Origin of the sequence: Pelagibacterium nitratireducens (assembly GCF_037044555.1) — a bacterium.
GTDB classification, from domain to species: domain Bacteria; phylum Pseudomonadota; class Alphaproteobacteria; order Rhizobiales; family Devosiaceae; genus Pelagibacterium; species Pelagibacterium nitratireducens.
In genome coordinates, this window is record NZ_CP146275.1 from 122,355 (window position 1) to 148,884 (window position 26,530).

Annotated in this window: 31 protein-coding genes; 23 read left to right on the forward strand and 8 right to left on the reverse strand. The window is 60.8% G+C overall.

Annotation, left to right across the window (positions count from 1 at the left end; genetic code table 11):
• The first annotated feature begins 205 nt into the window (after nt 1-205).
• The 5 genes from ccmA to V6617_RS00630 are packed head-to-tail and all read left to right on the forward strand — an operon-like array spanning nt 206 to nt 2,986.
• A complete protein-coding gene (ccmA, locus tag V6617_RS00610) occupies nt 206-850 on the forward strand; it encodes a heme ABC exporter ATP-binding protein CcmA (protein ID WP_338608434.1) in 645 nt (214 codons plus the stop codon).
• The gene (ccmB, locus tag V6617_RS00615) at nt 847-1,509 is read left to right on the forward strand and encodes a heme exporter protein CcmB (protein WP_338608435.1); all 663 of its coding nucleotides are present in this window, start codon (nt 847-849) and stop codon (nt 1,507-1,509) included. The genes ccmA and ccmB overlap by 4 nt, the downstream gene beginning before the upstream one ends.
• Nucleotides 1,510-2,280 (forward strand): heme ABC transporter permease, encoded by a 771-nt coding sequence (locus V6617_RS00620; protein WP_338608436.1) that lies wholly within the window; start codon nt 1,510-1,512, stop codon nt 2,278-2,280.
• Nucleotides 2,277-2,438 carry a heme exporter protein CcmD gene (gene ccmD / locus V6617_RS00625; RefSeq protein ID WP_338608437.1) on the forward strand — a complete coding sequence of 54 codons (162 nt, stop codon included), beginning with the start codon at nt 2,277-2,279 and terminating at the stop codon, nt 2,436-2,438. Before V6617_RS00620 ends, ccmD begins: the two co-directional genes overlap by 4 nt.
• Nucleotides 2,435-2,986: a DsbE family thiol:disulfide interchange protein gene (locus V6617_RS00630; RefSeq protein ID WP_338608438.1), complete on the forward strand. Its 552-nt coding sequence runs from the start codon at nt 2,435-2,437 to the stop codon at nt 2,984-2,986. Before ccmD ends, V6617_RS00630 begins: the two co-directional genes overlap by 4 nt.
• Nucleotides 2,987-3,091: 105 nt before the next feature.
• Here V6617_RS00630 and V6617_RS00635 read toward each other — a convergent pair whose 3' ends face one another.
• From V6617_RS00635 to dapF, 4 genes are read right to left on the reverse strand one after another with little or no spacing between them, the layout of a single operon-like run.
• A complete protein-coding gene (locus V6617_RS00635; RefSeq protein ID WP_338608439.1) occupies nt 3,092-3,781 on the reverse strand; it encodes a septation protein A in 690 nt (229 codons plus the stop codon).
• 4 nt (nt 3,782-3,785) lie between these two features.
• Nucleotides 3,786-5,102 (reverse strand): signal recognition particle-docking protein FtsY, encoded by a 1,317-nt coding sequence (gene ftsY / locus V6617_RS00640; RefSeq protein ID WP_338608440.1) that lies wholly within the window; start codon nt 5,100-5,102, stop codon nt 3,786-3,788.
• On the reverse strand, nt 5,099-6,361 hold the full coding sequence (mtaB, locus tag V6617_RS00645) for a tRNA (N(6)-L-threonylcarbamoyladenosine(37)-C(2))-methylthiotransferase MtaB (RefSeq protein WP_338608441.1): 1,263 nt from the start codon (nt 6,359-6,361) through the stop codon (nt 5,099-5,101). Before mtaB ends, ftsY begins: the two co-directional genes overlap by 4 nt.
• Nucleotides 6,358-7,224, reverse strand: a complete 867-nt coding sequence (dapF, locus tag V6617_RS00650; RefSeq protein ID WP_338608442.1) for a diaminopimelate epimerase — start codon at nt 7,222-7,224, stop codon at nt 6,358-6,360. The genes mtaB and dapF overlap by 4 nt, the downstream gene beginning before the upstream one ends.
• 285 nt (nt 7,225-7,509) lie before the next feature.
• On the opposite strand from dapF, the gene ffh reads away from it, so the two are divergent.
• From ffh to V6617_RS00705, 11 genes are all read left to right on the forward strand, one after another.
• Nucleotides 7,510-9,057: a signal recognition particle protein gene (ffh, locus tag V6617_RS00655; protein WP_338608443.1), complete on the forward strand. Its 1,548-nt coding sequence runs from the start codon at nt 7,510-7,512 to the stop codon at nt 9,055-9,057.
• A 39-nt stretch (nt 9,058-9,096) separates the two neighbouring features.
• The gene (rpsP, locus tag V6617_RS00660; RefSeq protein WP_338608444.1) at nt 9,097-9,519 is read left to right on the forward strand and encodes a 30S ribosomal protein S16; all 423 of its coding nucleotides are present in this window, start codon (nt 9,097-9,099) and stop codon (nt 9,517-9,519) included.
• A gap of 20 nt (nt 9,520-9,539) precedes the next feature.
• Nucleotides 9,540-10,094 (forward strand): ribosome maturation factor RimM, encoded by a 555-nt coding sequence (rimM, locus tag V6617_RS00665; protein ID WP_338608445.1) that lies wholly within the window; start codon nt 9,540-9,542, stop codon nt 10,092-10,094.
• On the forward strand, nt 10,091-10,789 hold the full coding sequence (gene trmD, locus V6617_RS00670) for a tRNA (guanosine(37)-N1)-methyltransferase TrmD (RefSeq protein ID WP_338608446.1): 699 nt from the start codon (nt 10,091-10,093) through the stop codon (nt 10,787-10,789). The genes rimM and trmD overlap by 4 nt, the downstream gene beginning before the upstream one ends.
• A 126-nt stretch (nt 10,790-10,915) precedes the next feature.
• On the forward strand, nt 10,916-11,482 hold the full coding sequence (gene rplS / locus V6617_RS00675) for a 50S ribosomal protein L19 (RefSeq protein WP_338608447.1): 567 nt from the start codon (nt 10,916-10,918) through the stop codon (nt 11,480-11,482).
• A 154-nt stretch (nt 11,483-11,636) separates the two neighbouring features.
• On the forward strand, nt 11,637-12,026 hold the full coding sequence (locus V6617_RS00680) for a hypothetical protein (RefSeq protein ID WP_338608448.1): 390 nt from the start codon (nt 11,637-11,639) through the stop codon (nt 12,024-12,026).
• A 49-nt stretch (nt 12,027-12,075) separates the two neighbouring features.
• On the forward strand, nt 12,076-12,567 hold the full coding sequence (locus tag V6617_RS00685) for an RNA polymerase sigma factor (protein WP_338608449.1): 492 nt from the start codon (nt 12,076-12,078) through the stop codon (nt 12,565-12,567).
• Nucleotides 12,568-12,579: 12 nt separating this feature from the next.
• Nucleotides 12,580-13,365, forward strand: coding sequence for an anti-sigma factor (locus V6617_RS00690; RefSeq protein ID WP_338608450.1), 786 nt, complete (start codon nt 12,580-12,582; stop codon nt 13,363-13,365).
• A gap of 42 nt (nt 13,366-13,407) precedes the next feature.
• Nucleotides 13,408-14,835: a protein adenylyltransferase SelO family protein gene (locus V6617_RS00695; protein WP_338608451.1), complete on the forward strand. Its 1,428-nt coding sequence runs from the start codon at nt 13,408-13,410 to the stop codon at nt 14,833-14,835.
• A gap of 38 nt (nt 14,836-14,873) precedes the next feature.
• Nucleotides 14,874-15,608: a DUF1223 domain-containing protein gene (locus V6617_RS00700; protein ID WP_338608452.1), complete on the forward strand. Its 735-nt coding sequence runs from the start codon at nt 14,874-14,876 to the stop codon at nt 15,606-15,608.
• A gap of 341 nt (nt 15,609-15,949) precedes the next feature.
• Nucleotides 15,950-16,321, forward strand: coding sequence for a DUF2794 domain-containing protein (locus tag V6617_RS00705; RefSeq protein ID WP_338608453.1), 372 nt, complete (start codon nt 15,950-15,952; stop codon nt 16,319-16,321).
• Nucleotides 16,322-16,423: 102 nt separating this feature from the next.
• Here the strand turns inward: V6617_RS00705 and V6617_RS00710 are convergent, their stop codons facing one another.
• Complete coding sequence (locus tag V6617_RS00710; RefSeq protein ID WP_338608454.1) at nt 16,424-17,194, reverse strand: Bax inhibitor-1/YccA family protein; 771 nt, start codon at nt 17,192-17,194, stop codon at nt 16,424-16,426.
• Nucleotides 17,195-17,442: 248 nt separating this feature from the next.
• On the opposite strand from V6617_RS00710, the gene thpR reads away from it, so the two are divergent.
• From thpR to V6617_RS00735, 5 genes are all read left to right on the forward strand, one after another.
• The gene (gene thpR / locus V6617_RS00715) at nt 17,443-17,982 is read left to right on the forward strand and encodes an RNA 2',3'-cyclic phosphodiesterase (protein WP_338608455.1); all 540 of its coding nucleotides are present in this window, start codon (nt 17,443-17,445) and stop codon (nt 17,980-17,982) included.
• A 211-nt stretch (nt 17,983-18,193) separates the two neighbouring features.
• Nucleotides 18,194-18,721, forward strand: a complete 528-nt coding sequence (locus tag V6617_RS00720; protein WP_338608456.1) for an invasion associated locus B family protein — start codon at nt 18,194-18,196, stop codon at nt 18,719-18,721.
• Between the two features lie 97 nt (nt 18,722-18,818).
• Nucleotides 18,819-19,331 carry an invasion associated locus B family protein gene (locus tag V6617_RS00725; protein WP_338608457.1) on the forward strand — a complete coding sequence of 171 codons (513 nt, stop codon included), beginning with the start codon at nt 18,819-18,821 and terminating at the stop codon, nt 19,329-19,331.
• A 125-nt stretch (nt 19,332-19,456) separates the two neighbouring features.
• The gene (rlmN, locus tag V6617_RS00730) at nt 19,457-20,656 is read left to right on the forward strand and encodes a 23S rRNA (adenine(2503)-C(2))-methyltransferase RlmN (RefSeq protein ID WP_338608458.1); all 1,200 of its coding nucleotides are present in this window, start codon (nt 19,457-19,459) and stop codon (nt 20,654-20,656) included.
• Between the two features lie 8 nt (nt 20,657-20,664).
• Nucleotides 20,665-21,090, forward strand: a complete 426-nt coding sequence (locus V6617_RS00735) for a GNAT family N-acetyltransferase (protein WP_338608459.1) — start codon at nt 20,665-20,667, stop codon at nt 21,088-21,090.
• A 9-nt stretch (nt 21,091-21,099) separates the two neighbouring features.
• Here V6617_RS00735 and V6617_RS00740 read toward each other — a convergent pair whose 3' ends face one another.
• The 3 genes from V6617_RS00740 to V6617_RS00750 all read right to left on the reverse strand — a co-directional run bounded on the left by V6617_RS00740 (nt 21,100) and on the right by V6617_RS00750 (nt 22,879).
• The gene (locus V6617_RS00740; RefSeq protein WP_338608460.1) at nt 21,100-21,297 is read right to left on the reverse strand and encodes a YqaE/Pmp3 family membrane protein; all 198 of its coding nucleotides are present in this window, start codon (nt 21,295-21,297) and stop codon (nt 21,100-21,102) included.
• Nucleotides 21,298-21,372: 75 nt separating this feature from the next.
• Nucleotides 21,373-22,224: a 23S rRNA (adenine(2030)-N(6))-methyltransferase RlmJ gene (locus V6617_RS00745; RefSeq protein ID WP_338608461.1), complete on the reverse strand. Its 852-nt coding sequence runs from the start codon at nt 22,222-22,224 to the stop codon at nt 21,373-21,375.
• A 7-nt stretch (nt 22,225-22,231) separates the two neighbouring features.
• Nucleotides 22,232-22,879 carry a LysE family translocator gene (locus V6617_RS00750; RefSeq protein ID WP_338608462.1) on the reverse strand — a complete coding sequence of 216 codons (648 nt, stop codon included), beginning with the start codon at nt 22,877-22,879 and terminating at the stop codon, nt 22,232-22,234.
• 154 nt (nt 22,880-23,033) lie between these two features.
• Between V6617_RS00750 and V6617_RS00755 the strand changes: the two genes are divergently transcribed.
• Nucleotides 23,034-24,263: an argininosuccinate synthase gene (locus V6617_RS00755; RefSeq protein WP_338608463.1), complete on the forward strand. Its 1,230-nt coding sequence runs from the start codon at nt 23,034-23,036 to the stop codon at nt 24,261-24,263.
• 140 nt (nt 24,264-24,403) lie between these two features.
• Complete coding sequence (locus V6617_RS00760; RefSeq protein ID WP_338608464.1) at nt 24,404-26,524, forward strand: EAL domain-containing protein; 2,121 nt, start codon at nt 24,404-24,406, stop codon at nt 26,522-26,524.
• The last annotated feature ends 6 nt before the right edge of the window (nt 26,525-26,530 follow it).

A 26,530-nucleotide genomic window follows, 5' to 3' on the forward strand; every position in this document is an offset into this window, starting at 1 on the left:
CTCAATAAGGTTGCGGGTACCCCCGATTGAGACCGGGCCAAACGGCCAATTTCGCGTCGAAAACAATGCGACGCTGCAATGGCCACCGGCTCGTCCGGAGGCATGAAGCGAGAAAGCATAACTTCTCCCCCGCCTTTTTCGCCCTCTCTATAATGAATCCAATTTGCACTTGCCAGCCCGGACTTTGGTTCAATAGAGCTTTGGCATGAACATTGAAGGGCTTTCCCGCATGCCGGAAACCGGGCTTGGCGTTAACGCCCTGTCGCTGAGCAGGGGCGGGCGGACCATTGTGACAGCGTTGAGCTTTTCTCTGGAGGCGGGAACGGCGCTTATGCTGCGGGGGCCCAATGGGGCCGGCAAGAGCACATTGTTGATGGCGCTGGCCGGGCTGCTGGATCCCGTTGCGGGGCGTATAGAATATCTGCAAACCGATCCCGAGGCTCCGAAATACGGGCATCTGCACTATGTCGCGCATGCACCGGCCATAAAATCGGGACTCAGCGTCGCCGAGAATCTCAAATTCTGGGCCGATGTGCTCGATGCAGAACCAGCCGATGTCGAAACCGCCTTGTCCCGGGCCGGGCTGGGAGAATTGGGCAGCATAGATGCCGGGCTTCTTTCTGCCGGTCAGACCAGGCGCCTGGCGTTGGCGCGCCTGATTGCCGTTCGCCGCCCGCTCTGGCTGCTCGATGAGCCGACCAGTGCGCTCGACACCGCCGGCGCGGCATGGGTCGGTGCGCTGATTTCCAGTCATTTGCAACAAGGTGGGCTGGCGGTCATTGCCACCCACCTCGACATCGCCGTTGACGGCAATGTGAAGACGCTCGAATTGGGCGGATCGGCGCAATGAAGGTTCTGGGCGCAATCATCGCTCGCGACCTCCGGCTCGGTCTGCGCCAGGGTGGGGACATTCTCACCCTCGTGCTGTTCTTTGTCATTGTTGGCGTGCTCATGCCGTTCGCCGTTGGGCCCGACCGTCCGCTTCTTGCCCAGCTTGCCCCCGCCATTATCTGGGTAGCGGCGCTTCTGGCGCAGCTCTTGTCCAATGAACGTCTGTTTCGCGGCGATTTCGACGATGGGAGCCTGGCCGTTTTCCGCCATGGTATCGTCCCGCTCGAGATGGTGGTCGCCGCAAAACTCGTTGCGCACTGGCTGCTCACCGGATTGCCACTGATTGTGGCGATGCCCATTCTGGCCCTGATGCTGGGGCTTGATGGGCAGGGGTTCTGGCTGGCCGTTTGTTCGCTGGCGCTGGGCACGCCGGCGCTGGCTGCGTTCGGCGCCATCGGGGCTGCTGTGACAGTTGGCCTCAAGCGTGGGGGGCTGGTTGCACCGGTTCTTGTCTTGCCGCTGAGCCTGCCAGTGCTTATTTTCGGTGCCGGTGCGTTCGACGTGGCGCGGCTGGGCGGATCGGCCCAGGCCCTGCTGCTGCTCGGCGCGATCAGTCTTTTAAGCGTAACGCTTGCACCGTTCGCCGCGGCGCTGGCGCTGAAGATTTCCGGGGAATAGATGGTTCAGACCCAACCCAAACCCGCCGAGCCGGGATGGTTCACCCGCATCGCCCATCCGGGGATGTTTATGGGGTGGTCGCGCCATCTCGTCGTTCCGCTCTCTGTCGTGACCGGGCTGGCCTTTGCGGTGGGGCTCTATTTTTCGTTCCTTGCCTCGCCGGCCGATTATCAGATGGGGGACACAGTGCGCATGATGTATGTGCACGTCCCCAGCGCCTGGCTGAGCCAGTTCTGTTACGCCGTGATGTTTTTTTCGGCCATCGGCACGCTGGTCTGGCGCCATCCCATGGCCGATGTCAGCCAGAAGGCCGCCGTTCCTCTTGGTGCCGCCTTTACCGCGCTTGCCCTTTTCACCGGCTCGATGTGGGGCCGGCCCACATGGGGCACGTTCTGGGAATGGGATGGGCGCATGACCTCGACGCTGGTCCTGCTGTTCATCTATCTCGGCCTTATCGCCCTGTGGCGGGCGTTTGACGATCAGCTCAAGGCGGCTCGGATCGTTGCGGTGCTGACTTTGGTGGGCGCCATCAATATCCCCATCATCAAGTTTTCCGTCGATTGGTGGCAGACCCTGCACCAGCCCGCGTCCGTGTTCAGAACCGATGGTCCGACGGTCGATGGCTCGATCCTCGTGCCGCTGCTCGTGATGACGCTGGCGTTTTCTCTACTGTTCTTGACTTTGCATCTTGTGCGCATGCGGACCGAAGTCACCAAGCGTCGCATCCGCTCGCTCGAGTTGGCGCAGGCCCGCGCGGGAGAAGGTGCATGATCGATCTGGGCCAGCATTGGGAATTTATCACTGCAGCCTATGCCGGCACGATTGTCGTTGTCGGTGCGCTGATCGGCTGGACCGTGATTTCGGCGCGGTCGGCCAAGGCGCGGGTGGCTATGCTCGAAGCGGCGCGGCAGGCGCGCAGGCAGAAATGAAACCATCGGTCAGGATCGGCCTGGCGGTTTTGCCGCTCATTGTCCTTGCGGCTCTTCTGGGGGTGTTTGCTTCGCAGATGGGGCGCTCGACGAGCTTTGTGCCCTCCGCGCTCATCGACAAACCGGTGCCACAATTCAATCTCGCCTCGGTCGAGGGGCATGGCCAGCCCGGATTTTCAGCGGCCGATCTCGCCGGCAATGGCGTCGTTATCGTCAACGTCTTTGCGTCCTGGTGTGTGCCGTGCCGCGCCGAACATCCGTTCCTTATGGAATTGGCAAACGAACCGGTCGAAATCTATGGGCTCAATTATGACGATCCGGCGGAAAACGCCCGGGCGTTTCTGGCCGAGCTTGGCAATCCTTACGATCGGATCGGCGCGGACCGGGATCGTCGGGTGGGCATCGAATGGGGCGTTTACGGCGTGCCGGAAACCTTTGTCGTCGATAATGACGGCGTCATCCGGTTCAAACATGTCGGCCCGATCGACCAGGAGAGCTACCAGAACACGCTTCTCCCGGCCATCGAAGCGGCGCGCTCGCCGGCCTGAACCTAGAGCGTGTCCAGCAAAAGTGGAAACGGTTTTGCGGTTCGGACACGCGACAAAGCAATGGCTTAGAGCCAAGGATTTGATTCAATCAAATCTTGAATGGCTCTAGACCTCGGTCTGGGCGCCTTCCGCTGCCGTTTTTACAGGGCTCGGCGCCGGCTCATCGTGCGGCGCGTATCTGTTGAGCAGGGGCAATTGGCTCATGGCGAAAACCATGGTCAGCGGCATGATGCCCCAGACCTTGAAGGCTACCCAGAAATCGTCGGAAAAATTGCGCCAAACGATCTCGTTGATCGCGGCGAGCACGAAAAAGAAGAGGCCCCAGCGCAGGGTCATCAGATACCAGCCACGATCCTGAAGCTTGTAGACCTCGCCAAATACATAGCGCAGCAGGGAGTGGCCAAAGGCCAACCCACCGAGCAGCACCGATCCGAACAGCACATTGGTGATCGTGGGCTTGAGCTTTATGAAAAGCGCATCCTGAAAATAAAGCGTCATCCCGCCGAAAACCAGGACCACGACCCCTGTGACCAGCGGCATGACAGGAATGGATTTAAGGATCAGCTTGGAGAGCACCAGCGAAATGGCCATGGCGACCATGAAGACGGCGGTGGCAAAGATGATCGGCTGGCTGAACCAGGTTTGAAGCACAGGGAACGCCTCAAGGATGTTCTCACCCTGCGCATTGACGAGAAAGAAGACGACAAGCGGCCCCAACTCCAGCGAAAGCTTGGTCAACGCGGGTTTTATATCCTCAATGCCCGCTTCGGAGGGTTTGGGTTGGCTTTGCGCCATAATCTTACTCCTTGCCCGCGATCGCGCGGGCGAAATCTGTGGCCCTGAAGGCTTCGAGGTCGCCTATCGCTTCCCCGACGCCGATGAAATGGATGGGCAGTCCGAATTTCCTGGCGATGGCAACGAGGATGCCGCCGCGCGCCGTGCCGTCGAGCTTGGTCATCACCAGGCCCGTCACCCCGGCCTTTTGACCGAAGATTTCGACCTGATTAAGGGCATTCTGGCCCGTTGTGGCATCCAGTGTCAAAAGCGTGGCGTGCGGAGCGTCCGGATCGCGCTTTTTGATGACCCTGATGATCTTTTCGAGCTCGTCCATCAGTTCGGTCCGGTTCTGCAACCGTCCGGCGGTGTCGATGATGACCACATCGGTCCCGGTGTCCTGGGCTTTTGCCACGGCGTCGAACGCCAGACCCGAAGCGTCGGCGCCGGTCGGGCGGGTCATCACCTCGACGTCGTTGCGCTGACCCCAGACCTGGAGTTGTTCGACGGCGGCGGCGCGAAACGTGTCGCCGGCAGCCAGAAGCACGGATTTGCCCTCAGCCTTGAGCTTGGCCGTCAGTTTGCCGATGGTGGTTGTCTTGCCCGAGCCATTGACGCCGACCATGAGGATCACGAAGGGGCTTTTCGTGCCATCGATGGTCAGCGGCACCGCCACGGGGCCTAGCGTGGCCCCGACTTCGGCGGCGAGCACCTCCCGGACCTCCTCGGTCGAAACATCCTTGTCGAATTTCTCGGCGCGGAGCTTTTCGGTGATCGCCATGGCCGTGTCGATGCCCAGATCGGCTGCGATCAGTGTGTCTTCAAGGTCCTGCAGCGTGGCCTCATCGAGCTTGCGCTTGGTGAAGATGGCGCCGATCGAGGACGAGAGACTGTCCGAGGAGCGCTTGAGGCCGGCGCTGAGGCGCTGCAGCCAGTTCTGCGGTCGGGCCGGTTCGTCGACAGCAGGGGCAAGAGCCGGCTCGGGTTCGCTTGCTGCAGGCTCTTCGGGGTCGGACACGATCTTGTCTTCAATCGCATCGGGCCGCTCAAGCGGATCGGTCACGTCGTCCGGTGTGGGCGGTTCGTGCTCGGGGGGATTGGGATGGCCTTTTTCGAGCCATTCGGCCTGCATTTCGGGCGGAGCCGCGTCGCGGGTATCCTCGGTGTCGCCTGTCGGCTCGGGCGCCGGTGCCTGGCGCTTTTCGCGCAGGGCGTCCAGCGCTTCCTCTTCGCCACGCGGCTCCTCGGTGGCGCGCTCCATGGCTTCCTGGGCTTCCGATTTCGGCTGAGGTTTCTCGCCGAACAGGCGGCCCCAGAAACCGGGCTTTTTGTCTTGGGTCATGCAGCAACCTTATCGCGGCGGGCAATTAGCCCGTCGGTGGATGTTCCATCGATTTCGGCCGTAACGATATCGCCGGGCCGTGCGCGCTCAACGGCAACGGGAATGAACTGTTCCGTGCGCCCCAGCCCATCGCGTTCGACCAGGATGTTTTCGGTTTTTCCAATCCGCGAGGCGCACAGTTTTGCAAACTGGGTCCCGCCCAGTGCGCGCAGCCGGGCCGCCCGTTCCTTGGCCGTACGCCGGGAAATCTGCGGCATCCGTGCCGCGGGTGTGCCTTCACGCGGGGAAAATGGGAAGACGTGCAGATAGGTCAGATCGGCTTCGGTCACGAAACGCAGTGTGTTTTCAAACATCGCGTCGGTTTCGGTGGGAAACCCTGCGATGATATCGGCGCCAAACACCATATCGGGCCGCAGGCCGCGCAGTTTTTCCACGATCCCCAGCGCATCGGCGCGGCTGTGCCGGCGCTTCATGCGCTTTAAGATCATGTCATCGCCCGATTGCAGCGAGAGATGCAGGTGCGGCATCAGGCGCGGGTCGGTTACGGCTTCATAGAGCGCGGGATCGGCTTCGATGGAATCGATCGATGATATGCGCAGCCGCGGCAGGGACGGGACGTGTTTGAGGATCGATTGCGTGAGCTTTCCCAAAGTCGGCGAACCGGGCAGATCGCCGCCATAGGAGGTAATATCGACCCCGGTCAGGACCACTTCGGCATAGCCATTGTCCACGAGGCGTCTGATCTGATCGACCACGACGCCCATGGGCACCGAGCGCGAGGGGCCACGTCCAAAAGGGATGATGCAGAAGGTGCAGCGGTGATCGCACCCGTTCTGGACCTGAACGAAAGCACGGGCCCGCCCGTCGAGCCCGTCGATCAGGTGGCCGGCGGTTTCGGTCACGCTCATGATGTCGTTGACCTGGACCTTGTCGTTGAGCGGCTCCCCGAACGCGATAGGCCGATAGCTTTCGGCCCTAAGCTTGTCGTTGTTGCCGATCACCAGATCGACCTCGGCCATATCGCCGAAATCGCGCGCCTGGGTCTGCGCAGCGCAGCCGGTGACGATGATCCTGGCGTCGGCATTCTCGCGCCGCGCCTTGCGGATGGACTGCTTGGCCTGCCGCACCGCTTCGGCGGTCACAGCGCAGGTGTTGATGATGATTGCGTTCTCGAGGCCGGACTTTTGCGCCTCGGCCTTCATCACTTCGGACTCGTAGGCATTGAGCCGGCACCCGAAGGTTATGGTCTCTATGCTCATGCGGCATCCTCTCCGAGAAGAGTGGGCGGGATCACACCTTGCCCGTCCAGCATCCACGGACCGGTCATCAGGATATGGTCGTTAGAAACCCGCCATTCTATATCGAGTGGGCCGCCCGGCAGCTCGATCGTCACCTTGCGGCCCGTCAGCCCCTTGCGGGCCGCGGCCACGGCGGTGGCGCAGGCGGCGGTGCCGCAGGCCAGCGTCAAGCCCGCGCCGCGCTCCCAGACCTTGACCTTGATCCGGTCGTCCGAAATCACCTGAGCCAGCGTGATGTTGGCGCGCTCGGGGAAAATCGGGTGGTTCTCGAGCAGCGGGCCGAACTTGGCCAGATCGTGGGCGTCGAGATCCTTGACCCAGAAGATGGCATGCGGATTGCCGACATTGACCACGGATGGGGTGTGGAGGATCGGCGCATCAATGGGCCCGATCTGCAATTCGATGCCTGTCGTATCCGAAAAGGGCTCGGCGAGTGGGATCTGTTCCCAACCGAAACGGGGCACGCCCATATCGGCCGTGACCATATCGCCCTCGGTGCGGGTCGCAAGAATGCCGGCATTGGTGCGGATTGTTATCGCATTTGTGCCCGTTTCATCGGCAACCAAAGCCGCAATGCAGCGCGTAGCGTTGCCGCAGGCGTCAACTTCGCCACCCTCGGCATTGTAGATGCGCATGAACACATCGACGCCCTCGACCGTATCGGGCTCCATGACGATCAGCTGGTCACAGCCGATGCCGTTGGCCCGATCCGAAATGGCGACAATCTGCTGGCGCGACAGCGCGATTTTCTGCGCGCGCGCGTCCAGAACGACGAAGTCGTTTCCAAGGCCATTCATCTTGAGATAGGGCAGTGGCGCGGTCATTTTCGGGCTTTTCGGCTCAACCAAAGGGTATCTTTGGCTTATATGGCGCAAAAGTCTTGCGATTTCCACCTTTGCACCGATCGTGCGGCAATTGACTCCGCGTACGCGCATCCTTATAAGCCGGCTCGACCTTCTGTCAGAAACGATGGATTTGCGAGTCACTAGGCAACCCGAGAGGTTTCCGGTCAACATCCGCCAGCGCGTTGCGCCCGCGGGTGCGCTTTGCATTTGATCGCTTGGGCCCCATATTCGCATCTATCCTGACACGAACGAAATGAGCGAAGTATGTTTGAAAGCCTGTCAGACCGCTTGGGCAAGATCTTTTCCGGGATCACCGGAAGAGGTGCGCTGAGCGAAGCCGATGTGCAAGCCGCGCTGCGCGAGGTTCGCCGCGCGCTGATCGAGGCCGACGTTTCGCTCGAAGTGGTGCGCGCCTTTACCGAGCAGGTCGGCGCGCGCGCCGTGGGCGCGGAAGTCACCCGGTCGGTCAAACCGGGTCAGCAGGTCATCAAGATCGTTCATGATGAGTTGGTGGCGGTTCTGGGCGAAGAAGCCTCGCCCATTTCGCTCAATGCTCCCTCGCCGGTGCCGATCCTTATGGTCGGCCTGCAGGGCTCGGGCAAGACCACCACCACCGGTAAGATCGCCAAACGGCTCAAGGACAAGCAGAACAAGCGCGTTCTGATGGCCTCGCTCGATACGCGCCGCCCGGCCGCCATGGAGCAGCTCAAGACGCTCGGCAGTCAGATCGGCGTCGATGTGCTCGAGATCGTCCCCAACCAGTCGGCGGTCGAGATTGCCAAGCGCGCCATTTCGACGGCCAGGACCGGTGGCTACGATGTGGTGATGCTCGATACGGCGGGCCGCACCCATATCGACGAAGAGCTGATGGAAGAGACCGCCGAGATCAAGCGCGTCTCCAATCCACACGAAATCCTGCTTGTCGCCGACAGTCTGACCGGTCAGGACGCCGTCAATCTGGCGCGATCGTTCGATGCACGCGTCGATATCACCGGTATCGTTCTCACCCGCGTCGACGGTGACGGGCGCGGCGGTGCGGCGCTTTCCATGCGGGCTGCGACCGGCAAGCCGATCAAGCTGATCGGTGTGGGCGAAAAGATGGATGCGCTGGAAGATTTCCATCCCAGCCGTATCGCTGACCGTATTCTGGGCATGGGCGACATCGTCTCGCTGGTCGAAAAGGCCGCGGCGAACGTCACGGCCGAAGACGCCGAGAAAATGGCCAAGAAGCTCAAGAAGGGTCAGTTCGATCTCGACGATCTTATGGGCCAGCTTTTGCAGATGAAGAAGATGGGCGGCATGGCCTCGCTCATGAAGATGATGCCGGGCATGGGCAATATGGCCAAGAACCTGCCCAATGGCCGCACCGACGACAAGGTGTTCGATCGCCAGGTCGCCATCATCCAGTCGATGACCAAAAAGGAACGTGAAAAGCCCGATCTGCTCAACGCTTCGCGCCGCAAGCGCATCGCAGCGGGTTCGGGCGTCGAGGTTTCGGAAATCAACAAGCTCATCAAGATGCATCGCCAGATGGCGGACATGATGAAAAAGGTTTCGCGCGGCGGGCCGGGCGGTCTGGCCGGCATGTTCGGCGGCATGGGCAAGCAGATGATGGGTGGCATGCCCGATATGGACCCGGCCCAGATCGAACAGATGACAAAGCAGATGGGAGGTGATCCTTCCAAGCTGCCTGATGATTTTTCCAAGCTCGTCAAACAGGGTGGGGGCGGAATGTCCGGCCTCCCCGGACTTGGCGGCTCGAAATTACCGGGGCTCCCGGGACTGCCCGGATTGCCGGGCAAAAAGAAGTAAACCGACTTAAACCTACCCAAGCAGAAAGACCAAGACACAATGGCTACCAAGATCCGCCTGGCTCGCGCCGGCTCCAAGAAGCGCCCCTACTACCACGTCGTCATTGCCGACGTCCGCTCGCCGCGTGACGGCCGCGTTATCGAGCGCATCGGTTCGTACAACCCGATGCTCGAAAAGGGCGACGAAAAGCGTGTCGTGCTCGATATCGAGCGTGCCACCTATTGGCTGCAGAGCGGCGCCCAGCCGACCGATCGCGTCGAGCGCTTCCTTGATGCCGCCGGTCTTTTGAAGCGGGCTGCCAAGAGCAATCCCAACAAGGCAAAGCCGGGTGCCAAGGCGCTTGAACGCCTCGAGGAGAAAAAGGCTGCTGAAGAAGCTGCCCGGGAAGCTGCTGCCGCTCCGGCTGAAGAGGCCGCCCCTGCCGAAGACGCTCCCGCCGCTGAAGAAGCCAGCGCCGAGTAAGACCGGTGACCGGGCGCAAAATGCCTGAAGACCGCATTCTCATGGGCCGCATTGGCGCGGCCCATGGGATCAAGGGCGAGGTGCGCATCACAGCGTTCACCGAAGACCCCCTGGCCATTGCCGATTACGATCCGCTCGAAACCGACCGTGACGGTCTTTCGATCTCGATCGCCAAGGCACGGCTGGCCAAGACGGTCGTCATTGCGACGCTCAAGGGCATTACCGACCGTAACGATGCCGAAAGGCTCAACGGTGTTTCGCTCTATGTGAGCCGTGACCGGCTCGACGAGCCTGACGAAGACGAATTTTATTATGCCGACCTGATCGGGCTCGAAGTCCGGCTGGCCGATGGTGCGGTGCTGGGCACCATTTCGGCCATCGAGAATTTCGGCTCCGACGATCTTTTGGATATCAAGCTCGCCGAAACCCGCAAATCGGTCTATCTGCCGTTCACCAAGGCCGTGGTTCCCGATCTCCACATCGCCGATGGGTATATCGTGGCTGTCCCCCCCGAAGGCTGGCTCGAGGATACGCCGCGCGATCCTGAAGATGTCGAGCCGGATGAAAGCCGATGAGCTTTCGCGCCTCGGTCGTCACGCTTTTTCCCGATCTTTTTCCCGGTCCGCTTGGTGCGTCCGTTATCGGTCGCGGCATGGAAAAGGGTGCGTGGTCGCTCGAAACGCATTTTCTGCGCGACTATGCCAGAGACAGGCACCGGACGGTCGACGACACGCCCTCGGGTGGCGGTGCGGGGATGGTGTTGCGACCCGATATTCTGGCTGCGGCGCTTGACGATGTTGCGCCAGGGGAGGATCCGCGCCCCAAAATCGTCATGAGTCCACGCGGCAGACCGTTGACGCAGGCGCGCGTTCGCGACCTTGCTGCGGGTCCTGGTGCAGTGATCGTCTGCGGGCGTTTCGAAGGCATGGACCAGCGGGTCATCGACGCGCGCAATCTCGAGGAAATCTCGATCGGCGATTACGTGCTGGCCGGCGGGGAAGTGGCGGCCATGGTGCTGCTCGAGGCGGTGGTGCGACTGTTGCCGGGGGTTCTCGGCGCGGCGGAAAGCCATGCCGATGAGAGTTTCGAGAACGGGCTTCTCGAATATCCGCAATACACGCGACCGCAGGCTTTCGAGGGACACGAGATCCCCGAAATCCTGACCTCCGGAGATCATGGCCGGATCGAAAGATGGCGCCGGGAACAATCGGAAGCCCTGACCCGGCAAAGACGGCCCGATCTATGGGCCCGCTATACCCAAAAGCCCTAGACAAAGCCCTAGACTCCTGGGCGCATGGCGTGTATAGCGCGCTCGGCTATGGGATGAGCACATCCCACCGTCCAAACAAGACCGGGCCCAAAAGGGCTCCTATGAAAAGATAGAACGGAAAACGAAATGAACATTATCCAGCAGCTCGAAAAAGAGCAGCTCGAAGCGCTTGTTGCAAAGCGCGCCGTCCCCGAATTCTCCCATGGCGATACCGTCAAGGTTTGGGTCAAGATTCGTGAAGGCGAAAAAGAACGCCTTCAGGCCTATGAAGGCGTCGTGATCGCCCGCACCGGCGGTGGGCTGATGGAAAGCTTTACGGTCCGCAAAATCTCGTATGGCGAAGGCGTGGAACGTGTGTTCCCGGTCCATTCGCCGATGATCGACCGCATCGAAATTCTCAAGCGCGGCAAGGTCCGGCGCGCCAAGCTTTACTACCTGCGCGATCGTCGCGGCAAGTCGGCGCGTATCTTTGAATCGACCAATGCCCGCACCAAGAAGATCGAGGCCGATGAGCGTCAGGCCGCCGTCGAGGCCCGCGCCGCGCGCGAAGCCGAAAAGGTCGCGGCCGCCGAGGCTCTTGCTGCTGAACTGGCAGCAAAGGAAGCAGCTGAAAAGAAGGCCGCCGAAGAGGCTGCTGCAGCAGAGGCCGCAGCCGCAGCAGAAGCTCCTGCTGAAGAGAGCAAGGGCGAATAAGCCCTTAATCTCGCGTATCGGTTTTGAAAAGCCCGGTCCTTGGCCGGGCTTTTTTGTGCGCGTTGGGAATAAATCGGCGGGCCGTGGTGTCTAACAGGGGTGAGGGCGTGCGCTGGGCGCATTGGCCCCGACATGCACCAAGGGAGACATCATAATGACTTTCCGCCTTTTCGCTTCGCTGGCCACCGGCGCGGCTGCACTTGTTCTTTCGGCTGGCGCGGCCTTTGCCGCCCCTGACGTTCAGACGCTTGAAACCGATATCGGCGAGGTGATCGCCGATTCCGAAGGCATGGTGCTCTACACCTTCGCCAATGACGAGCCGGGCGTCTCCAATTGCTATGAGCAGTGCGCCGTCAACTGGCCGCCCTTTTTCGCCGAGGAAGGGGCTATGGCCGAAGAGCCCTATTCGATCGTCGAGCGCACCGACGGCACTCTGATCTGGGCCAAGGATGGCTGGCCGCTCTATTACTGGATCAACGATACCGAGCCCGGCATGACGTCGGGCGACGGGGTCGGCGGCAATTGGGACGTCGCACGCCCTTGATGCTAGGCTGTCCGGCGCGGCCCTTTCCTGGTCGCGCCGGGACCAGCGGATGCGTGAAGCGCTTTTGACCCATTTACCGGCGCTCCGGCGCTATGCCCACGGTCTTGCGGGCAATCGGGAAGAGGCTGAAGACCTCCTCCAGGGCACGCTGTTGCGTGCTGTCGAGCACAACAGGCAATGGCGGGGTGAGAACGGCAGGAGCTGGCTTTATGCCATCATGACCAATCTCAACCGCAACCGGTTGCGCACCAAGGCGCGCCAACCGCTGCTGCAACCGATCGATGACGATCTGGCCGTGTCCGATGATGCGCCGGCGCCCGACCCTTTGCTGCACAACACCTTGATGCGCGCGCTCGATACGCTCAGCCCCGAGGCTCGGGCGATCCTGCTTTTGGTTGCCATCGAAGGTTGCGCTTACGCCGAAGTCGCCCAGATCCTCGACATGCCGATCGGAACCGTCATGTCGCGATTGTCGCGGGCCCGTCGGCAATTGAGCGAGCTTTTGGCCCATAAATCCATAACCTCTTTTTCGAACCGATGATGTCTGACGCCAATGACGAGTGAAACCGGCAACCCAGTATCTGAAGACGAGCTTCACGCCCTTGTCGATCGGCGACTGGACGTGGACCGTGCAGCGCAGGTGCGGGCCTATCTCGATGCCGATGGTGAGCTGGCCAATGAGGTGGAAAACTGGCGCACAAATGACGCGGCGCTTTCCGAAATCCTCTCGGCCTATGCCTATGGAGAGGCGTCCGATATTCCCGCGCCAACCCGCGTGGGCTCATCGCGGTTTGGCGGCTGGCCGGCAATGGCTGCGGCCGTACTTGTCGCGTTCGGCTTGGGGGGCGGGTCGGGTTATCTGGCGCGCGGGATGGCCCAGCCGGCGGGCCAGGTGGCGGACACGGGATCGGGATGGCTCGAAGTGGCGGCGCGGGACGTGTTCCTGACCTATGTGCGCGAAGTGCGTCACCCGGTCGAAGTGGACGCATCCGAGCGCGATCATCTGGTCAATTGGCTCGGTAACCGTATCGAAAAGCCCTTTACGGCGCCCAGTCTGGGAGATCTCGGGTTCGAACTGGTCGGAGGGCGATTGTTGCCGGTCGGGGGAAAGCCCGGCGCGATGCTGATGTATGAAAATGCCCAGGGCGACCGGGCCACCATCCTGATGGCGCGCAATGCCGGCGCCCGCGACACGGCATTTCAGTTTTCCCAAGATCTTGGGGTCAACACGTTCCGCTGGATCGACGGCCCCCTGGCCTATGCGATTTCGGGGTTTCTCGATCGCGGCTCGCTCGAAGACATTTCGCGTGAGGTTTACGCCCATTTCGAAACCATCTAATCGAGGGGTGAACCGCACACGCACGGCCTGCGTTGGACTGACATGAGCGATTTTTCGGGCGCCACGATACATGCAAATTTGGGCGAAGCCTTTTTCGACCCCGTCCATCCGGCCGATTTCCCGCAGACGGTTTTGCGCTATCGCAACCAGCGCTGGGCAAAACGTATGGGGCTGGCCGGATTGACCGAGGTGCAATGGGTCGAGCATTTCGGCCGCTTCGCGCCGCTGCCGGGCAGTTTTGAGACGCCGCTCGCCCTTCGCTATCACGGGCATCAGTTCCAGAGCTACAACCCCGACATCGGCGACGGTCGCGGGTTTCTGTTCGCGCAGGGCCACGATCTGGCCGACGGTAAACTGCGTGATTTCGGCACCAAGGGATCGGGCGTGACGCCCTTTTCGCGAGGCGGCGATGGCAGGCTCACGCTCAAGGGCGGGGTGCGGGAGGTGCTTGCCACCACAATGCTCGAAGCGCTTGGAGTTGAGACCTCGAAGAGCTTTTCCCTTATCGAAACGGGCGAAGCACTTTATCGCGGCGATGAGCCTTCGCCGACCCGCTCGTCGGTTCTGGTGCGGCTTTCGCACTCCCACATCCGCGTGGGCTCCTTCCAGCGCCTCGATTATCTGGGTGATCAGGCCGGTATTGCCGAACTGGTCGCGCACGCCATCGCTCACTACTATCCCGAGCTTGCAGATGCACCCGCCGAGGCGCAGGTTCCGGCATTCCTAGGGGCGGTGGCCGAAAATGTTGCCAGAGTCACCGCGCAATGGATCGGGGCAGGGTTTGTTCATGGTGTACTTAACACCGACAACACCAACATCACCGGCGAGAGCTTCGACTATGGTCCTTGGCGGTTCCTTCCGGTCTATGATCCGCGCTTTACTGCGGCCTACTTCGATCAAACCGGTCTTTACGCCTTCGGCCGGCAGCCCGATGCGATGGCCTGGAACCTGACCCGGCTGGCCGAATGCCTCGTGCCGATTTCGAGCGTCGAAAAGCTCGAACCCGAACTCAATCGATTCTGGCCCCAATTTCAGTCTCAGCTTGCCAGGGTCATCATTGGCCGGCTGGGTCTGGTCTCTCGTGGTCCGGCCGAAAATGGCGAACTGGTGTCGGCGCTTTTTGCCTTCATGGCCGCCGAGCGGCCTGCCTATGAGCAGGTGTTTTTCGACTGGCGGGGCGGGCTTGCTTCGGAAAAGCGTGCGTTGTCGGGTCCCCAGGCGAAAGCTTATGGCGGCGAAACGTTCCTGGCCTTCCGCGCGCTCCTGTCGAACTATGCGGTGGCGCCAAATGCCAATCTTTCCCACCCCTATTTTGAGCGCGCGAGGCCGCGCACCATGCTGATCGAGGAGGTCGAGACCATCTGGGCGCCGATTGCCGAGGCCGATGACTGGACGGCGTTTGCGGCGGCAATCGAAGAGATCGAGGACATGGGCCGGGCCCATGGAGTTGAAACTTTCACCATCAATTGACTGGCGGGGTCAGAGTTGAGCGCGTACAAAACACGCCCATGAACATCCTTTGGCTCCGGCTCCGTCTTGCCGCTACCCTATGTCTCGTCACACTGCCGGCGGGCGCCGTCGAGATCAGCAGCTCAGCGGATGCCGTCGTTGAGCTTTTCACGAGTCAGGGATGCTCGCGGTGTCCCGACGCCGATCGGCTTCTGGCCCAGCTGGGGGAGCGTGAGGATATCGTCGCTCTCGCCTATCATATTGATTATTGGGATTATATCGGCTGGGAGGATACGTTCGCCCTTCCGGAGAATACCGAGCTGCAGAAGGGCTACGCCCAAAGCTGGGGCAAGAACCGGATTTACACCCCGCAGATGGTCATCAATGGCCAGAACGCGGTCGTGGGTTCGGACGCCATCGAGGCCGAGCAGGCCATCAGCCAGGCAGTATCCCTGCTTCCGGTCACGCTGAGGGCCAACGGATCGGATTCGGTGGTTTTCAGCGCGCCGGCCGACGAGACCTTGTCGTCGGCCATTGTCTGGGTGGTTCCGTATCGGGCCCGGGCCGACGTCATGATCGAGCGGGGAGAAAATTCAGGGCAGGCGCTGACCTACACCCATATCGTCACCGCGCGCCAGGCCATCGGAATGTGGAATCCACTTGAGGGTGCCGAGATCACCATTCCTCTCGAAGAGGTCCTGGGCCCCGATTCGGATGGTGCCGCGGTCATCGTTCAGGAAAAGGATGGCGCCTTGCCCGGACGTATCCTTGGCGCCTCTACATTCATCCGCTGACATCGGTGACAAAGAAAACGCCCCGGCGTTATCTGACCGAGGAGCAAGAGGATCGTGTTGGAGGACGCAGAGCCTTCCAATGGCGCCGGAAAAGTCCGGGAAGGGCGCCGGCCTGCTGGATCCATGGTTTGGGGGCTCGGTGGATCCAGAGGCCGGCTACTGGAGGCAATGATCTAACGTTAGCTGCGTAAAATGGCGCAAGAAGGGTCCGATTGTGGCCCAAATCCGGTCAATTGGAGGAAAGTTTGCGCCAACTGTTCTTGCAGTTGGCTCTTGCCAGCGCGCGCGAACGCGGCAATCATCGTCAACAGATTGTCACATCCGCATGGAGGTAGCCCGGTTTGAGCGAGCGCTTCGACAGCAAGAAGGGCGATGTCTTCCCCTTTTCACCCAACCGCTCCACAAGCCGGCCCGTTCCTGTAGTCAGCTTCGACCGCAAGGAACTTGCACTGATCCTCAACGTCTACGGGCGCAAGGTTTCAGCAGGCGAGTGGCGCGATTATGCCCTGGATTTCGGGCGCGAACGGGCTATGTTCTCGATCTATCAGCGCACCTCTGAACGCCCGCTGTTCGTTGTCGAGAAAAACCCCAGGCTTGCCCGCCGCCAAGGACAATACATGGTGCTGGGCAGCGACGGGCGCGTCCTCAAGCGCGGCCATGAACTTTCCAGCGTGCTGCGCATACTCGACCCGCAACTTCACGTGGTGCGGTAGGGTCCACCCCGCCGGCAGTCAAAACAAAAAGGCCGCGGAAATCGATCCGCGGCCTTTTGTATTGGTTCGTTCAGACCTGCGGGCGGACCCGCAGATTATGTCCTATTCGCGATTGCCGAACAGACGCAGCAGCATCAGGAACAGGTTGATGAAGTCGAGATACAGGGTCAGCGCGCCCATGATGGCGAGCTTGCCCAGGCCTTCGTGACCGATATTTTCGGCATAGGCTTCCTTGATCTTCTGGGTGTCATAGGCGGTCAGGCCCACAAAGATCACCACGCCGATCGCCGAGATGGCGAATTCGAGCGCCGAGCTCTGCAGGAAGATATTGACCACCATGGCGATGATGATGCCGATCAGGCCCATCATCAGGAACGAACCCATTCCGGTCAGGTCACGCTTGGTGGTGTAGCCATAAAGGCTCATCGAGCCGAACATGGCGGCGGTGATGAAGAACACCTTGGCGATCGAAGCGTCCGTATAGACCAGAAAGATCGACGAAAGGGACAACCCCATAAGGGCGGCAAAGCCCCAGAAGGTTGCCTGCGCGGCGCCGAAGGAGAGCTTGTTGATGCCGAACGAGAGCACCAGCACAAAGGCGAGCGGAGACAGCGCCACGACCCACATCAAGGGGCTGGTGTAGAGCAGAACGCCCCACTGGGTCAGATATGTGCCATTGGCCATCTGGGCCGCGGCTGCAGTGGAGTCTGCGGTGACGGCCAGCTGGTTGCCGAAGAAAGCGATCAGGCCGGTGACCACAAGGCCGATGCCCATGTAATTGTAAACGCGCAGCATGTGGCTGCGCAGACCCTCGTCGATGGCGGCGGCCGTGCCTACGCGCCCGGCGACGGTCTGACGGTCGTATTGTGCCATTTTCCGTTCCATCCTCAGTTAAAAATTGGCTATCTAGCAACCAGAGCGGCCCCATGCCGTTCCTGGCCCTGCCAGTTGCCGATTAATATGGAGATGGGGCGTTGAAATTACAAGCGAAACCGGTCGACCAAAGCAGGTCTCACCGAGGGCTGACGGGTTTTTGATCGCCGGCCAGCGTGGATGTGATAGGCTTTGATTCGGCCGCGCCGGATCGGGCCGGTCGGCCGGGACATGGAGGGCTTTCGCTCATGCCCAGGCTGTTTACCGGTTTGCAGATCCCCGAGGATATTGCATTCGTCCTCTCGCTCAAGCGGGGCGGGCTGTCTGGCGCCCGCTGGATCGATCCGGAAAATTATCACGTCACTCTGCGTTACATCGGCGATATAGATCATCGAATGGCAACCGAGGTGTTCGATGCGCTCGAAATGCATGCCGATGTCGAACCCTTCGATCTGACCATTTCCCATCTTGGCGTTTTCGGCGGCAATAAGCCGCGGGCGCTTTACGCAGCCATCGAGCCCTCCGAGCCCCTGATGCGCCTGCAAGCGAGTCAGGAAAGGCTGCTGCAGCGCGTCGGGCTCAACCCCGACGGACGCAAGTTCATTCCCCATGTCACGCTGGCGCGCCTGCGCGATACCGGTCCAGGCGATCTGGCGCGCCATATTGCCCAGGCTGGGCATTTTGCACCCATGCGGTTTTCCGTCGACGAGTTCGTGGTGTTCTCGAGCCGGGATTCGGTGGGTGGTGGGCCCTATATCGTCGAGCAGGATTATCCGCTGGCCGCCTAGGGCCTGTTCATTCAGCCCGCGTTCAGTCGCGCCGGGCCATAAATCACACACAGATTTGAGGTTGATCAGGCCCAATTCCGGCCAAATTCATCCCTAGTTTGTGTCCCGGTCGGGAAATGCCGCGCGTATTTGCTCCTTGGTAACCATAATGGGTGCAGAAAGAGCGGCAGTCATGTGCATTTACGAGAGAATTAAGGGGAAGGGTTTGGCGATGAATTCATCGTTTCGCAGCCACATCCGCCGCACGGCAGCCGCTCTGGTGTCCGGTGCGGTCGTGCTTTGTGCCAGCCCGGCGGCCTTTGCCGCCGACAATCTGGGAACCTTCGACTTCTGGACGGCGTGGACCGATACCGATGGTGGCGGCAAGATCTGCTACATCTCCTCGACACCCCAGACGAGCGAACCCACAAACGTCAACCGCGGGGCGATCCATTTCATCGTCACCATCCGGCCCACCAACCGCAACGAGGTGGCGACGATCGTGGGCTATCCGATCCATGAAACCAACGCCAATGCTTCGGTGTCGGTCGATGGGCGGTCCTATCCCATGGTGACCCAGGGGGAATCGGGCTGGCTGGCCTCCATTGAGGATGAGCCGGGATTTGTCGGCGCCATGCGGGCGGGATCGAACATGGTGGTTCGCGCCACCTCCCAGCGCGGCACAGATACAGTCGATACCTATTCGCTGCGCGGGGTTACCGCCGCCCTCAACGAGGCTAATGAGGAATGCCCTCAATAGCCCGACCCGCTTGCCTAAAAATCGGCAATTTGGCAAAGGTCGGGTCCGCCCGGCCTTTTGCATTTGAACCGGCCCAGATCATTTAGGACTATTTTTGATGGCATCGCGTTTCGCCAATATTGTTGCCCTTGCCGCTATCGTGACAGGGGTCTGGCTGTCGCCAGCTGTGGGGCAGTCGGTGCGCATTCTGGGCGAACACAATGCCTGGACGGCCTATGCGACGGCCGAAAGCGCGGGGCAGATCTGTTTCGTGCTTTCGCGTCCCACCAGCACCGAGCCCATCCCGGCCGGATTTACGGAAGCCTACTTCTATATCACCCACCGCCCGGCGCAGGGCATACGCTCGGAAATCAATCTGGTTTCCGGATATCAATTTGCTCCCGAGAGCAGCGCGACGCTGACCGCGGGCAGCCAAGACTTCGAACTCTTTACCGAAGGCGACGCTGCCTGGATGGCTGACCCGGCCCAGTCGGCAAATGCCGTACAGGCCATTCGCGCCGGATCCACCATGTCGGTCACCGGCACCAGCGCCGACGGCCAGAGCATTCGCCAGACGTTTTCGCTTTCCGGAGCCACGGCCGCCGGGCGCTCGATGGATGGGGCCTGTTAGCGCCGGCTTTGCTCTCATTGGCTGATTGTGCTAAAGGCTGGCCTGGACGCGCGCTGCCAGCTTGAATCTGGTGCGCCCAGTTCCATATACCGCGAACCCTCACAATTTTTCTGGAACTACCGCCCATGAGTCTGGCGCTCAATATCGATCATGGATCCGTGCCGCGTCCGCAAAAATCCGGACCGATCGATCTGCTGGGTCTTTCCAAACAGCAGATCAGCGCGCGACTGGCCGATACCGGGCTTTCCGAGCGCGATTCGCGCATGCGGGCCAGCCAGCTCTGGAACTGGATCTATGTGAACGGGGCCACCGATTTCGGGGCCATGAGCAATATCGCAAAGGGGTTGCGCGCCGATCTGGCCCAGGCCTTCACCATCGGGCGCCCCGAAATCGTTTCCGAACAGGTTTCCAACGACGGCACGCGCAAATGGCTGTTCCGCTTTCGCGATCCGGCACATCCCAACATGCCGCCGGTCGAAGTCGAGACCGTTTATATTCCCGAATCCGATCGCGGAACGTTGTGCGTTTCCTCGCAGGTGGGCTGCACGCTCACATGTTCGTTCTGTCATACCGGCACCCAGAAGCTCGTCCGCAATCTTACCGCCGGAGAAATTCTCGGCCAGGTGATGATGGCGCGCGAACGGCTCGGGGATTTTCCCGGTGGCGTCCGGCCCACCGACGGGCTGGTGCCGCATGGGGAAAGCCGTGCCATCACCAATATCGTGATGATGGGCATGGGCGAGCCGCTCTACAATTACGAGAACGTCAAGCAGGCACTGCTCATAGCTTCGGACGGAGAAGGGCTTTCACTCTCCAAGCGCCGCATCACGCTCTCGACCTCAGGCGTCGTGCCCCAGATCGAGCCGACGGGCTCTGAAATCGGGGTCATGCTGGCCATTTCGCTCCATGCCGTGCGCGATGATCTGCGCGACGTTCTGGTGCCGATCAACAAGAAATGGCCGCTCGAGGAATTGCTTGAGGCCTGCCGGACCTATCCGGGGGTTTCCAACGCCAAGCGCATCACATTCGAATATGTAATGCTCAAGGGCATCAACGATTCCGACGCCGACGCGCGCGAACTGGTGCGGCTTCTGGCCAAAATCCCGGCCAAGATCAATCTGATCCCGTTCAATCCCTGGCCGGGTTCGAACTATGTGTGCTCGGACTGGGACCGGATCGAATCGTTTGCCGATATCGTCAACCGGGCCGGCTATGCCTCGCCCGTCAGGACGCCGCGCGGCCGCGATATCTTCGCCGCCTGCGGGCAGCTCAAATCGGAGACCGAACGGCTCAAGAAGAAGGACCGCGAGGCCTTCATGCTCTGAGGAGCACCATGATCACCGTCAAACTGCTCGACGAAACCGATCTCGACCTTTTGCTGTCGGCGGACACTTCGGTGTTTGATGGACCCATCCAGCCCGATCTCGCCAAAGCCTATCTGGCCCATCCCGATTATCTCATCGCTTTGGCCAGCGACGAGGGCAGGGTCGTGGGCATGGCGACGGGCCTTTATTATTTCCATCCCGACAAGCCGCTCGAATTCTTTGTCAACGAAATTGGAGTGGCCGAAGGCCATCAGCGGCAGGGTATTGCCAAGCTGTTGATGACAAAGCTTTTCGATGCCGCGCGTCAACGCGGGGTCAAATATGCGTGGGTCGGAACCGAACAGGACAATGTTCCCGCCAAGGCGCTTTATGCGGCGCTCGACGGCAAGGGGCAGGATATGGCCTATTACGAATTCGACCTCGGCGATCGCTGAGGTCCGGCCTTAGCGCCGGAAGGACACGTCCTCGCGCGTGCGGTGGCTGGCAATGATCCAGATGGCGTGGATCAGGCCGGGGATGTAGCCGAGCAGGGTCAGCACGATGTTGAGCCAGAACTGCAGGCCTAACCCGACGCGCAGGAAGACGCCGAGCGGGGGAATGAGGATCGACAACAAGATCCGGATGAAATCACCAAAGGTCATATTTGCGGTCCCATAATCTGAAAGTGCCTGGAATATGGGGATAAGTCCGGGGAGGGCAAGTCCGTTCCCTGTCAGCTAGGCCTCGCCCCGTATCCACTCGATGTGGAACCGGCCGCGCCCCTCATCGGCCAGAAGCCCGGCAAGGATCGGCAATAGCGTCCGCATTTCCTCTTCGAGTACGAAAGGCGGATTAACCACCGCCATGCCGGTGCCGTGCAGGCGCGGCGGCGTTGAGGGCAGCCGTATGGTCAATTCGAGACGCAGGATCTTGGCAATTGATGTCGCCCTTAAGGCCTTTGCGTAGGATTGGACATCCCTTGGGTCCTTGATCGGATACCAGAAGGCATACGTGCCGCCCGGCCAGCGCGCATGGGCCTTGACCAGCGCCTGGGTCATGCGCTCGAACTCGCCCTTGACCTCGAAGGGTGGGTCGACCAGCACGAGGCCGCGTTTTTCCTTGGGCGGCAAATGGGTGCCGATCGCGGCCCAGCCATCGAGTTGGGTCACCCGTGTCTGGATGTCGCCCGCGAAATTTTCCCTGAGCGCTTCGGCGTCGGCGGGATGCAACTCGAGCGCCATCAGCCGGTCCTGATCGCGCAGCATGTGCCGGGTGATAAAGGGCGAGCCGGGATAATGGCGCAATTGGCCGTCGGGGTTCTGTGCCGCTACCGCCGCCAGATAGGGCGCCACCAGTCCTGCCACTGGTTCGGGCAATTCAGCGGCCATCAGGCGTGCGATCCCCTCGCGCCATTCGCCGGTTCTGCCGGCTTGATCACCGAGAAGGTCGTAGAGGCCGACGCCGGCATGGGTGTCGATCACCCGAAACGCAGCCTCCTTGCGCATCAGATAGGCAAGGATGCGGGTGAGGATAATGTGTTTGACCACATCTGCGAAATTGCCCGCATGGAAGGCGTGGCGATAGTTCATGGGCGGGCTATTTTCTGGCTTCGGCCGTCAGGATGGTTACAGCAAAGGCGGCAAAGACGGCGGCAAATGACCAGTTGAGGGCTTTTTGAATTCGCGTCGAGCGCATCAGTGTTTCGGTCAGCCATTTCGCACCGAACACGATGGCGATGACGATGGGCAGGGAGAGAACCACGAATTCAACACCCAGAAAGATCAGCTTGGCCGCCGCATGCGGGTCTGCTGCCGAAACGAACTGGGGCAGGAACGTCACGAAAAACAGCGCGACCTTGGGATTGGTCAGATTGATGCCCAACCCCGTCAGATAGGAGTTTTTAAGGCTGGGCACCTTGCCGGAGGCGCGCGCCACCGTCAGCCCCGTCCCCGAGCGAATGGCGGCAAAGGCAAGCCAGAGCAGATAGACCGCACCGGCGATTTTGAGCGTCCAGAAGGCCGCCGGTGCCGTAACGATCAGGATGGAAATGCCGAAAGCCGCCAGCATTGTGTGCACGGCAATCCCCGTGACCGCGCCGGCCACCGTTGCAAACCCGTGTCTGGACCCGAAATTGACGGTTCGGGAAATAAACAGCGCCATGTCCGGCCCGGGCGTTATGGCCAGAACGATTGCGGCAAGGGCGAAAGCGAGAATGATCGAAAGGTCGGGGGCATAGACCAGCATGGCGCGTATCCGCAAAATCAGAACGGGGCAGACCATGCGCGTGCGCGATGCGCTTCGCAACCCGATTTTTGCGGCAATATGGACAGGCCGGGCGTGATCTGATTAGTGTCGCGCCAACTTATCCTGAGCCATCAAAGCGGTTATCGGTCACGCCATGAGCAAAGACATCAATAAAGTCGTCCTCGCCTATTCGGGGGGGCTCGATACCTCCATCATCCTCAAATGGCTTAAGCAGGTGTATGACTGTGAGGTGGTGACTTTCACCGCCGATCTGGGGCAGGGCGAAGAGCTCGAACCGGCCCGCCAGCGCGCTGAGATGATGGGCATCAAGGAAATCTATATCGAGGACCTGCGCGAAGAGTTCGTGCGCGATTTCGTTTTTCCCATGTTCCGCGCCAATGCGCTTTATGAAGGCGTTTATCTTTTGGGCACCTCGATCGCCCGTCCGCTGATCGCCAAGCGCCTCGTCGAAATCGCCGAAGCGACCGGCGCCGATGCTGTGGCGCACGGCGCGACGGGCAAGGGCAACGATCAGGTGCGGTTCGAGCTTTCCGCTTATGCGCTCAATCCGGGTATTCGGGTGATCGCCCCCTGGCGCGAATGGGATCTTCAGAGCCGTACACGGCTCATCGAATTTGCCGAACAGAACCAGATCCCGGTGCCAAAAGACAAGCGCGGCGAAGCGCCGTTCTCGGTCGACGCCAATTTGTTGCACACGTCCTCTGAAGGCAAAGTGCTCGAAGACCCGGCCATCGAAGCCCCCGATTACGTTTATCAGCGCACCGTCGATCCCGTGGACGCCCCCGATACGCCGCAAACCATCACCATCGGGTTCGAAAAGGGCGATGCGGTTTCGGTCGATGGCGAAAGACTGTCGCCCGCCAGCTTGCTCACTAGGCTCAACGAACTGGGTGGCAAGCACGGTATCGGGCGCCTCGATCTGGTCGAAAACCGTTTTGTGGGCATGAAGAGCCGCGGCATTTACGAGACGCCGGGCGGAACGATCCTGCTCGCGGCCCATCGTGGCATTGAATCGATCACGCTCGATCGCGGCGCGGCGCATCTCAAGGACGAGATCATGCCCCGTTATGCGGAGTTGATCTATAATGGCTTGTGGTATTCCCCCGAGCGCGAAATGCTCCAGGCGCTGATCGACAAGAGCCAGGAATTGGTGGCAGGCGAGGTCACTCTCAAGCTCTACAAGGGCTCGGCCAATGTGGTGGGGCGTTCTTCACCAAACTCGCTCTATTCGGAAGATCTCGTCACTTTCGAAGAGGGCACCGGGACCTATGACCACCATGATGCCGAGGGCTTTATCAAGCTCAATGGGCTGCGGCTGAAAACCTTTGGCGCGCGCAAGCTGCGCCTGGCCCGCGGTCAGTAAAGGAACGGCGGGACCAGGACGATATTCGCTCTGGTGCCGCCCACCCGCTCAAATTTGACCATTTTGCGGCGCCCTTAAAATCTCTTTAAGTGCTCACGGCTAGTCTTCGCCCCCATCGGCCTTGGGGAAAGAACGGCAAGATGGTGCGTGAGCCGACCTCTGAGCATAGCGCTGAAGCATTGCTGCTTGATGCGGCACTGCAAACGATTCCGTTCGGATTTTGCGTCTGGAGCGCGGATTTCGAACTGGTCATGTGGAACCAGCACTATCTCGATATCTACGGCTTTCCGCGCAAGTCGATCCGGCGCGGCATGAGCCTTTTCGAAGTCGTCGCGCTTTCAACCGCTCTGGGCAATCATCCCGATACCGATCCCAAAAGCTTTTACGATGCCTATACTGCCGAACTTATGGGCAACCGCTCGGGTCTTCGCGCCGTCAATCTCGAGCTGACGGCATCGCATCGCACGCTGGAAACCGCCCATATCTTTGCCCCGGGCCTTGGCTGGGTGGTCACCCATGAGGATGTCACCGAAGAGATTGCCCGCTCGGACATGATGAGCGAACGCAAGCGCGAACTCGAGCGCCAGTATGCGCTGCTCGATGCGGCGATCAACAACATCTCGCAGGGCCTGTCGATGTTCGACAACGATTTCCGGCTGGTCACCTGCAATGCGGAATTTGTCTCGATGTATGGCCTGCCCCCCGAGCTTGCCCGCCCCGGCGCAAACTTCGATGATATCCTGGAACATCGCCGCAAGACCAACATGCACGCCCCGGTCGATCGCGATGCCTATCGCACCGAGCGCCAGAAGATCCTTACGGGCGGGCGGTTCGTGCGCGAAGTGGTCAAGATGGCCAACGGAACCTTCATCTCGCTACGCCACCAGCCGCTGAGCGGCGGCGGTGTGGTCACCACCCATGAGGACATCACCGACCAGCTCGCTGCCGAAGCGCGCATGCGGCACATGGCAACCCATGATGCGCTGACCGACCTGCCCAATCGCGGGCTGTTCCGCGAGGAACTCGAAACCGTGCTCAAGGGGCTCGAACACGGCAAACAGCCTGCGCTGCTTGCGGTCAATATCGATCATTTCAAGGCCGTCAACGACAGCGAGGGCCATGCCATCGGCGACAAGGTGCTGCGCAAGATCGCCGAGCGGTTGTCTCACACCGTCGGGTCACGCTGCATCGTGGCCCGACTGGGCGGGGATGAGTTCAGCGTCCTGATGCCCAGCGTCGGTGTGCCTCACGAGGCGGCCGATCTGGCGCGGGCTCTCGTCAAGGCGATTGGCGAGCCTATCGTGTTCGGCCGCAAATCGATAAAGCTCTCGACCTCGATCGGTATCGCGGTCGCGCCGGGTGACGGCAAGACCACCGATGCGATCATGAACAATGCCGATCTGGCTCTGCTTCGGGCGAAATCGGAGGGCCGCGGCACATACCACTTTTTCGAAGCGGGCATGGATGCGACGCTGCAGCGTCGCCGGACGCTGGAAACCGGGCTGCGCGACGCTCTGGCCAATAATGGACTTTCGGTGGTTTTTCAGCCCATCGTATCGCTTCAAACCAACACAGTCGTGGCCGCCGAGGCCCTGATGCGCTGGGACCATCCCCAGCTTGGGCCCATCTCCCCGGTCGAATTCATTCCCATTGCCGAAGAAACCGGGATCATTCACGCTATCGGCGGCTGGATACTGGAGGCGGCGGCAAAGGCGGCAGCGTGCTGGCCCGGCCATGTGCGGGTCGCCGTCAATCTTTCGCCCATCCAGTTCAAGCGCCCCGATCTGATCGCCACCATAAGGGCGGCGCTCAAGGCGGCCGGTCTCGACGCTAGTCGCCTTGAGCTGGAGATCACCGAATCCCTGCTGCTCGAAAACAGCCAGTCCAATCTCGACCTGCTGCTGGCGCTGCGCGGGCTGGGCGTGCGGGTGGCCATGGATGATTTCGGGACTGGCTACTCATCGCTCTCTTATCTGCGGGCCTTTCCGTTCGACAAGATCAAGATCGATCGCTCGTTCATGGCCGATGTGGCCACCAAGGCCGACAGCCGCGCCATTCTGGGTGCCATGATCTCACTGGGCAACAATCTGGGCATGACCACGGTTGCCGAGGGCGTTGAGACGGCAGAACAGCTCGCCGTCGTGCGTGCCGAGGGCTGCACGCAGGTGCAGGGCTATTTCTTCTCGCCGCCCGTCGATGGTGCGACTATGCTGGCCCTGCTTGAAGCAGAAAAAAGCGACGCGCCCAGAAAGAGTGCCTGAACCCAT

Excerpts from the sequence above, each read along its gene's own strand:
- ccmA (WP_338608434.1), top strand. The coding sequence starts at position 206 with ATGAACATTGAAGGGCTTTCCCGCATGCCGGAAACCGGGCTTGGCGTT.
- ccmB (WP_338608435.1), top strand. The coding sequence starts at position 847 with ATGAAGGTTCTGGGCGCAATCATCGCTCGCGACCTCCGGCTCGGTCTG.
- V6617_RS00620 (WP_338608436.1), top strand. The coding sequence starts at position 1,510 with ATGGTTCAGACCCAACCCAAACCCGCCGAGCCGGGATGGTTCACCCGC.
- ccmD (WP_338608437.1), top strand. The coding sequence starts at position 2,277 with ATGATCGATCTGGGCCAGCATTGGGAATTTATCACTGCAGCCTATGCC.
- V6617_RS00630 (WP_338608438.1), top strand. The coding sequence starts at position 2,435 with ATGAAACCATCGGTCAGGATCGGCCTGGCGGTTTTGCCGCTCATTGTC.
- V6617_RS00635 (WP_338608439.1), bottom strand. The coding sequence starts at position 3,781 with ATGGCGCAAAGCCAACCCAAACCCTCCGAAGCGGGCATTGAGGATATA.
- ftsY (WP_338608440.1), bottom strand. The coding sequence starts at position 5,102 with ATGACCCAAGACAAAAAGCCCGGTTTCTGGGGCCGCCTGTTCGGCGAG.
- mtaB (WP_338608441.1), bottom strand. The coding sequence starts at position 6,361 with ATGAGCATAGAGACCATAACCTTCGGGTGCCGGCTCAATGCCTACGAG.
- dapF (WP_338608442.1), bottom strand. The coding sequence starts at position 7,224 with ATGACCGCGCCACTGCCCTATCTCAAGATGAATGGCCTTGGAAACGAC.
- ffh (WP_338608443.1), top strand. The coding sequence starts at position 7,510 with ATGTTTGAAAGCCTGTCAGACCGCTTGGGCAAGATCTTTTCCGGGATC.
- rpsP (WP_338608444.1), top strand. The coding sequence starts at position 9,097 with ATGGCTACCAAGATCCGCCTGGCTCGCGCCGGCTCCAAGAAGCGCCCC.
- rimM (WP_338608445.1), top strand. The coding sequence starts at position 9,540 with ATGCCTGAAGACCGCATTCTCATGGGCCGCATTGGCGCGGCCCATGGG.
- trmD (WP_338608446.1), top strand. The coding sequence starts at position 10,091 with ATGAGCTTTCGCGCCTCGGTCGTCACGCTTTTTCCCGATCTTTTTCCC.
- rplS (WP_338608447.1), top strand. The coding sequence starts at position 10,916 with ATGAACATTATCCAGCAGCTCGAAAAAGAGCAGCTCGAAGCGCTTGTT.
- V6617_RS00680 (WP_338608448.1), top strand. The coding sequence starts at position 11,637 with ATGACTTTCCGCCTTTTCGCTTCGCTGGCCACCGGCGCGGCTGCACTT.
- V6617_RS00685 (WP_338608449.1), top strand. The coding sequence starts at position 12,076 with ATGCGTGAAGCGCTTTTGACCCATTTACCGGCGCTCCGGCGCTATGCC.
- V6617_RS00690 (WP_338608450.1), top strand. The coding sequence starts at position 12,580 with ATGACGAGTGAAACCGGCAACCCAGTATCTGAAGACGAGCTTCACGCC.
- V6617_RS00695 (WP_338608451.1), top strand. The coding sequence starts at position 13,408 with ATGAGCGATTTTTCGGGCGCCACGATACATGCAAATTTGGGCGAAGCC.
- V6617_RS00700 (WP_338608452.1), top strand. The coding sequence starts at position 14,874 with ATGAACATCCTTTGGCTCCGGCTCCGTCTTGCCGCTACCCTATGTCTC.
- V6617_RS00710 (WP_338608454.1), bottom strand. The coding sequence starts at position 17,194 with ATGGCACAATACGACCGTCAGACCGTCGCCGGGCGCGTAGGCACGGCC.
- thpR (WP_338608455.1), top strand. The coding sequence starts at position 17,443 with ATGCCCAGGCTGTTTACCGGTTTGCAGATCCCCGAGGATATTGCATTC.
- V6617_RS00720 (WP_338608456.1), top strand. The coding sequence starts at position 18,194 with ATGAATTCATCGTTTCGCAGCCACATCCGCCGCACGGCAGCCGCTCTG.
- V6617_RS00725 (WP_338608457.1), top strand. The coding sequence starts at position 18,819 with ATGGCATCGCGTTTCGCCAATATTGTTGCCCTTGCCGCTATCGTGACA.
- rlmN (WP_338608458.1), top strand. The coding sequence starts at position 19,457 with ATGAGTCTGGCGCTCAATATCGATCATGGATCCGTGCCGCGTCCGCAA.
- V6617_RS00735 (WP_338608459.1), top strand. The coding sequence starts at position 20,665 with ATGATCACCGTCAAACTGCTCGACGAAACCGATCTCGACCTTTTGCTG.
- V6617_RS00740 (WP_338608460.1), bottom strand. The coding sequence starts at position 21,297 with ATGACCTTTGGTGATTTCATCCGGATCTTGTTGTCGATCCTCATTCCC.
- V6617_RS00745 (WP_338608461.1), bottom strand. The coding sequence starts at position 22,224 with ATGAACTATCGCCACGCCTTCCATGCGGGCAATTTCGCAGATGTGGTC.
- V6617_RS00750 (WP_338608462.1), bottom strand. The coding sequence starts at position 22,879 with ATGCTGGTCTATGCCCCCGACCTTTCGATCATTCTCGCTTTCGCCCTT.
- V6617_RS00755 (WP_338608463.1), top strand. The coding sequence starts at position 23,034 with ATGAGCAAAGACATCAATAAAGTCGTCCTCGCCTATTCGGGGGGGCTC.
- V6617_RS00760 (WP_338608464.1), top strand. The coding sequence starts at position 24,404 with ATGGTGCGTGAGCCGACCTCTGAGCATAGCGCTGAAGCATTGCTGCTT.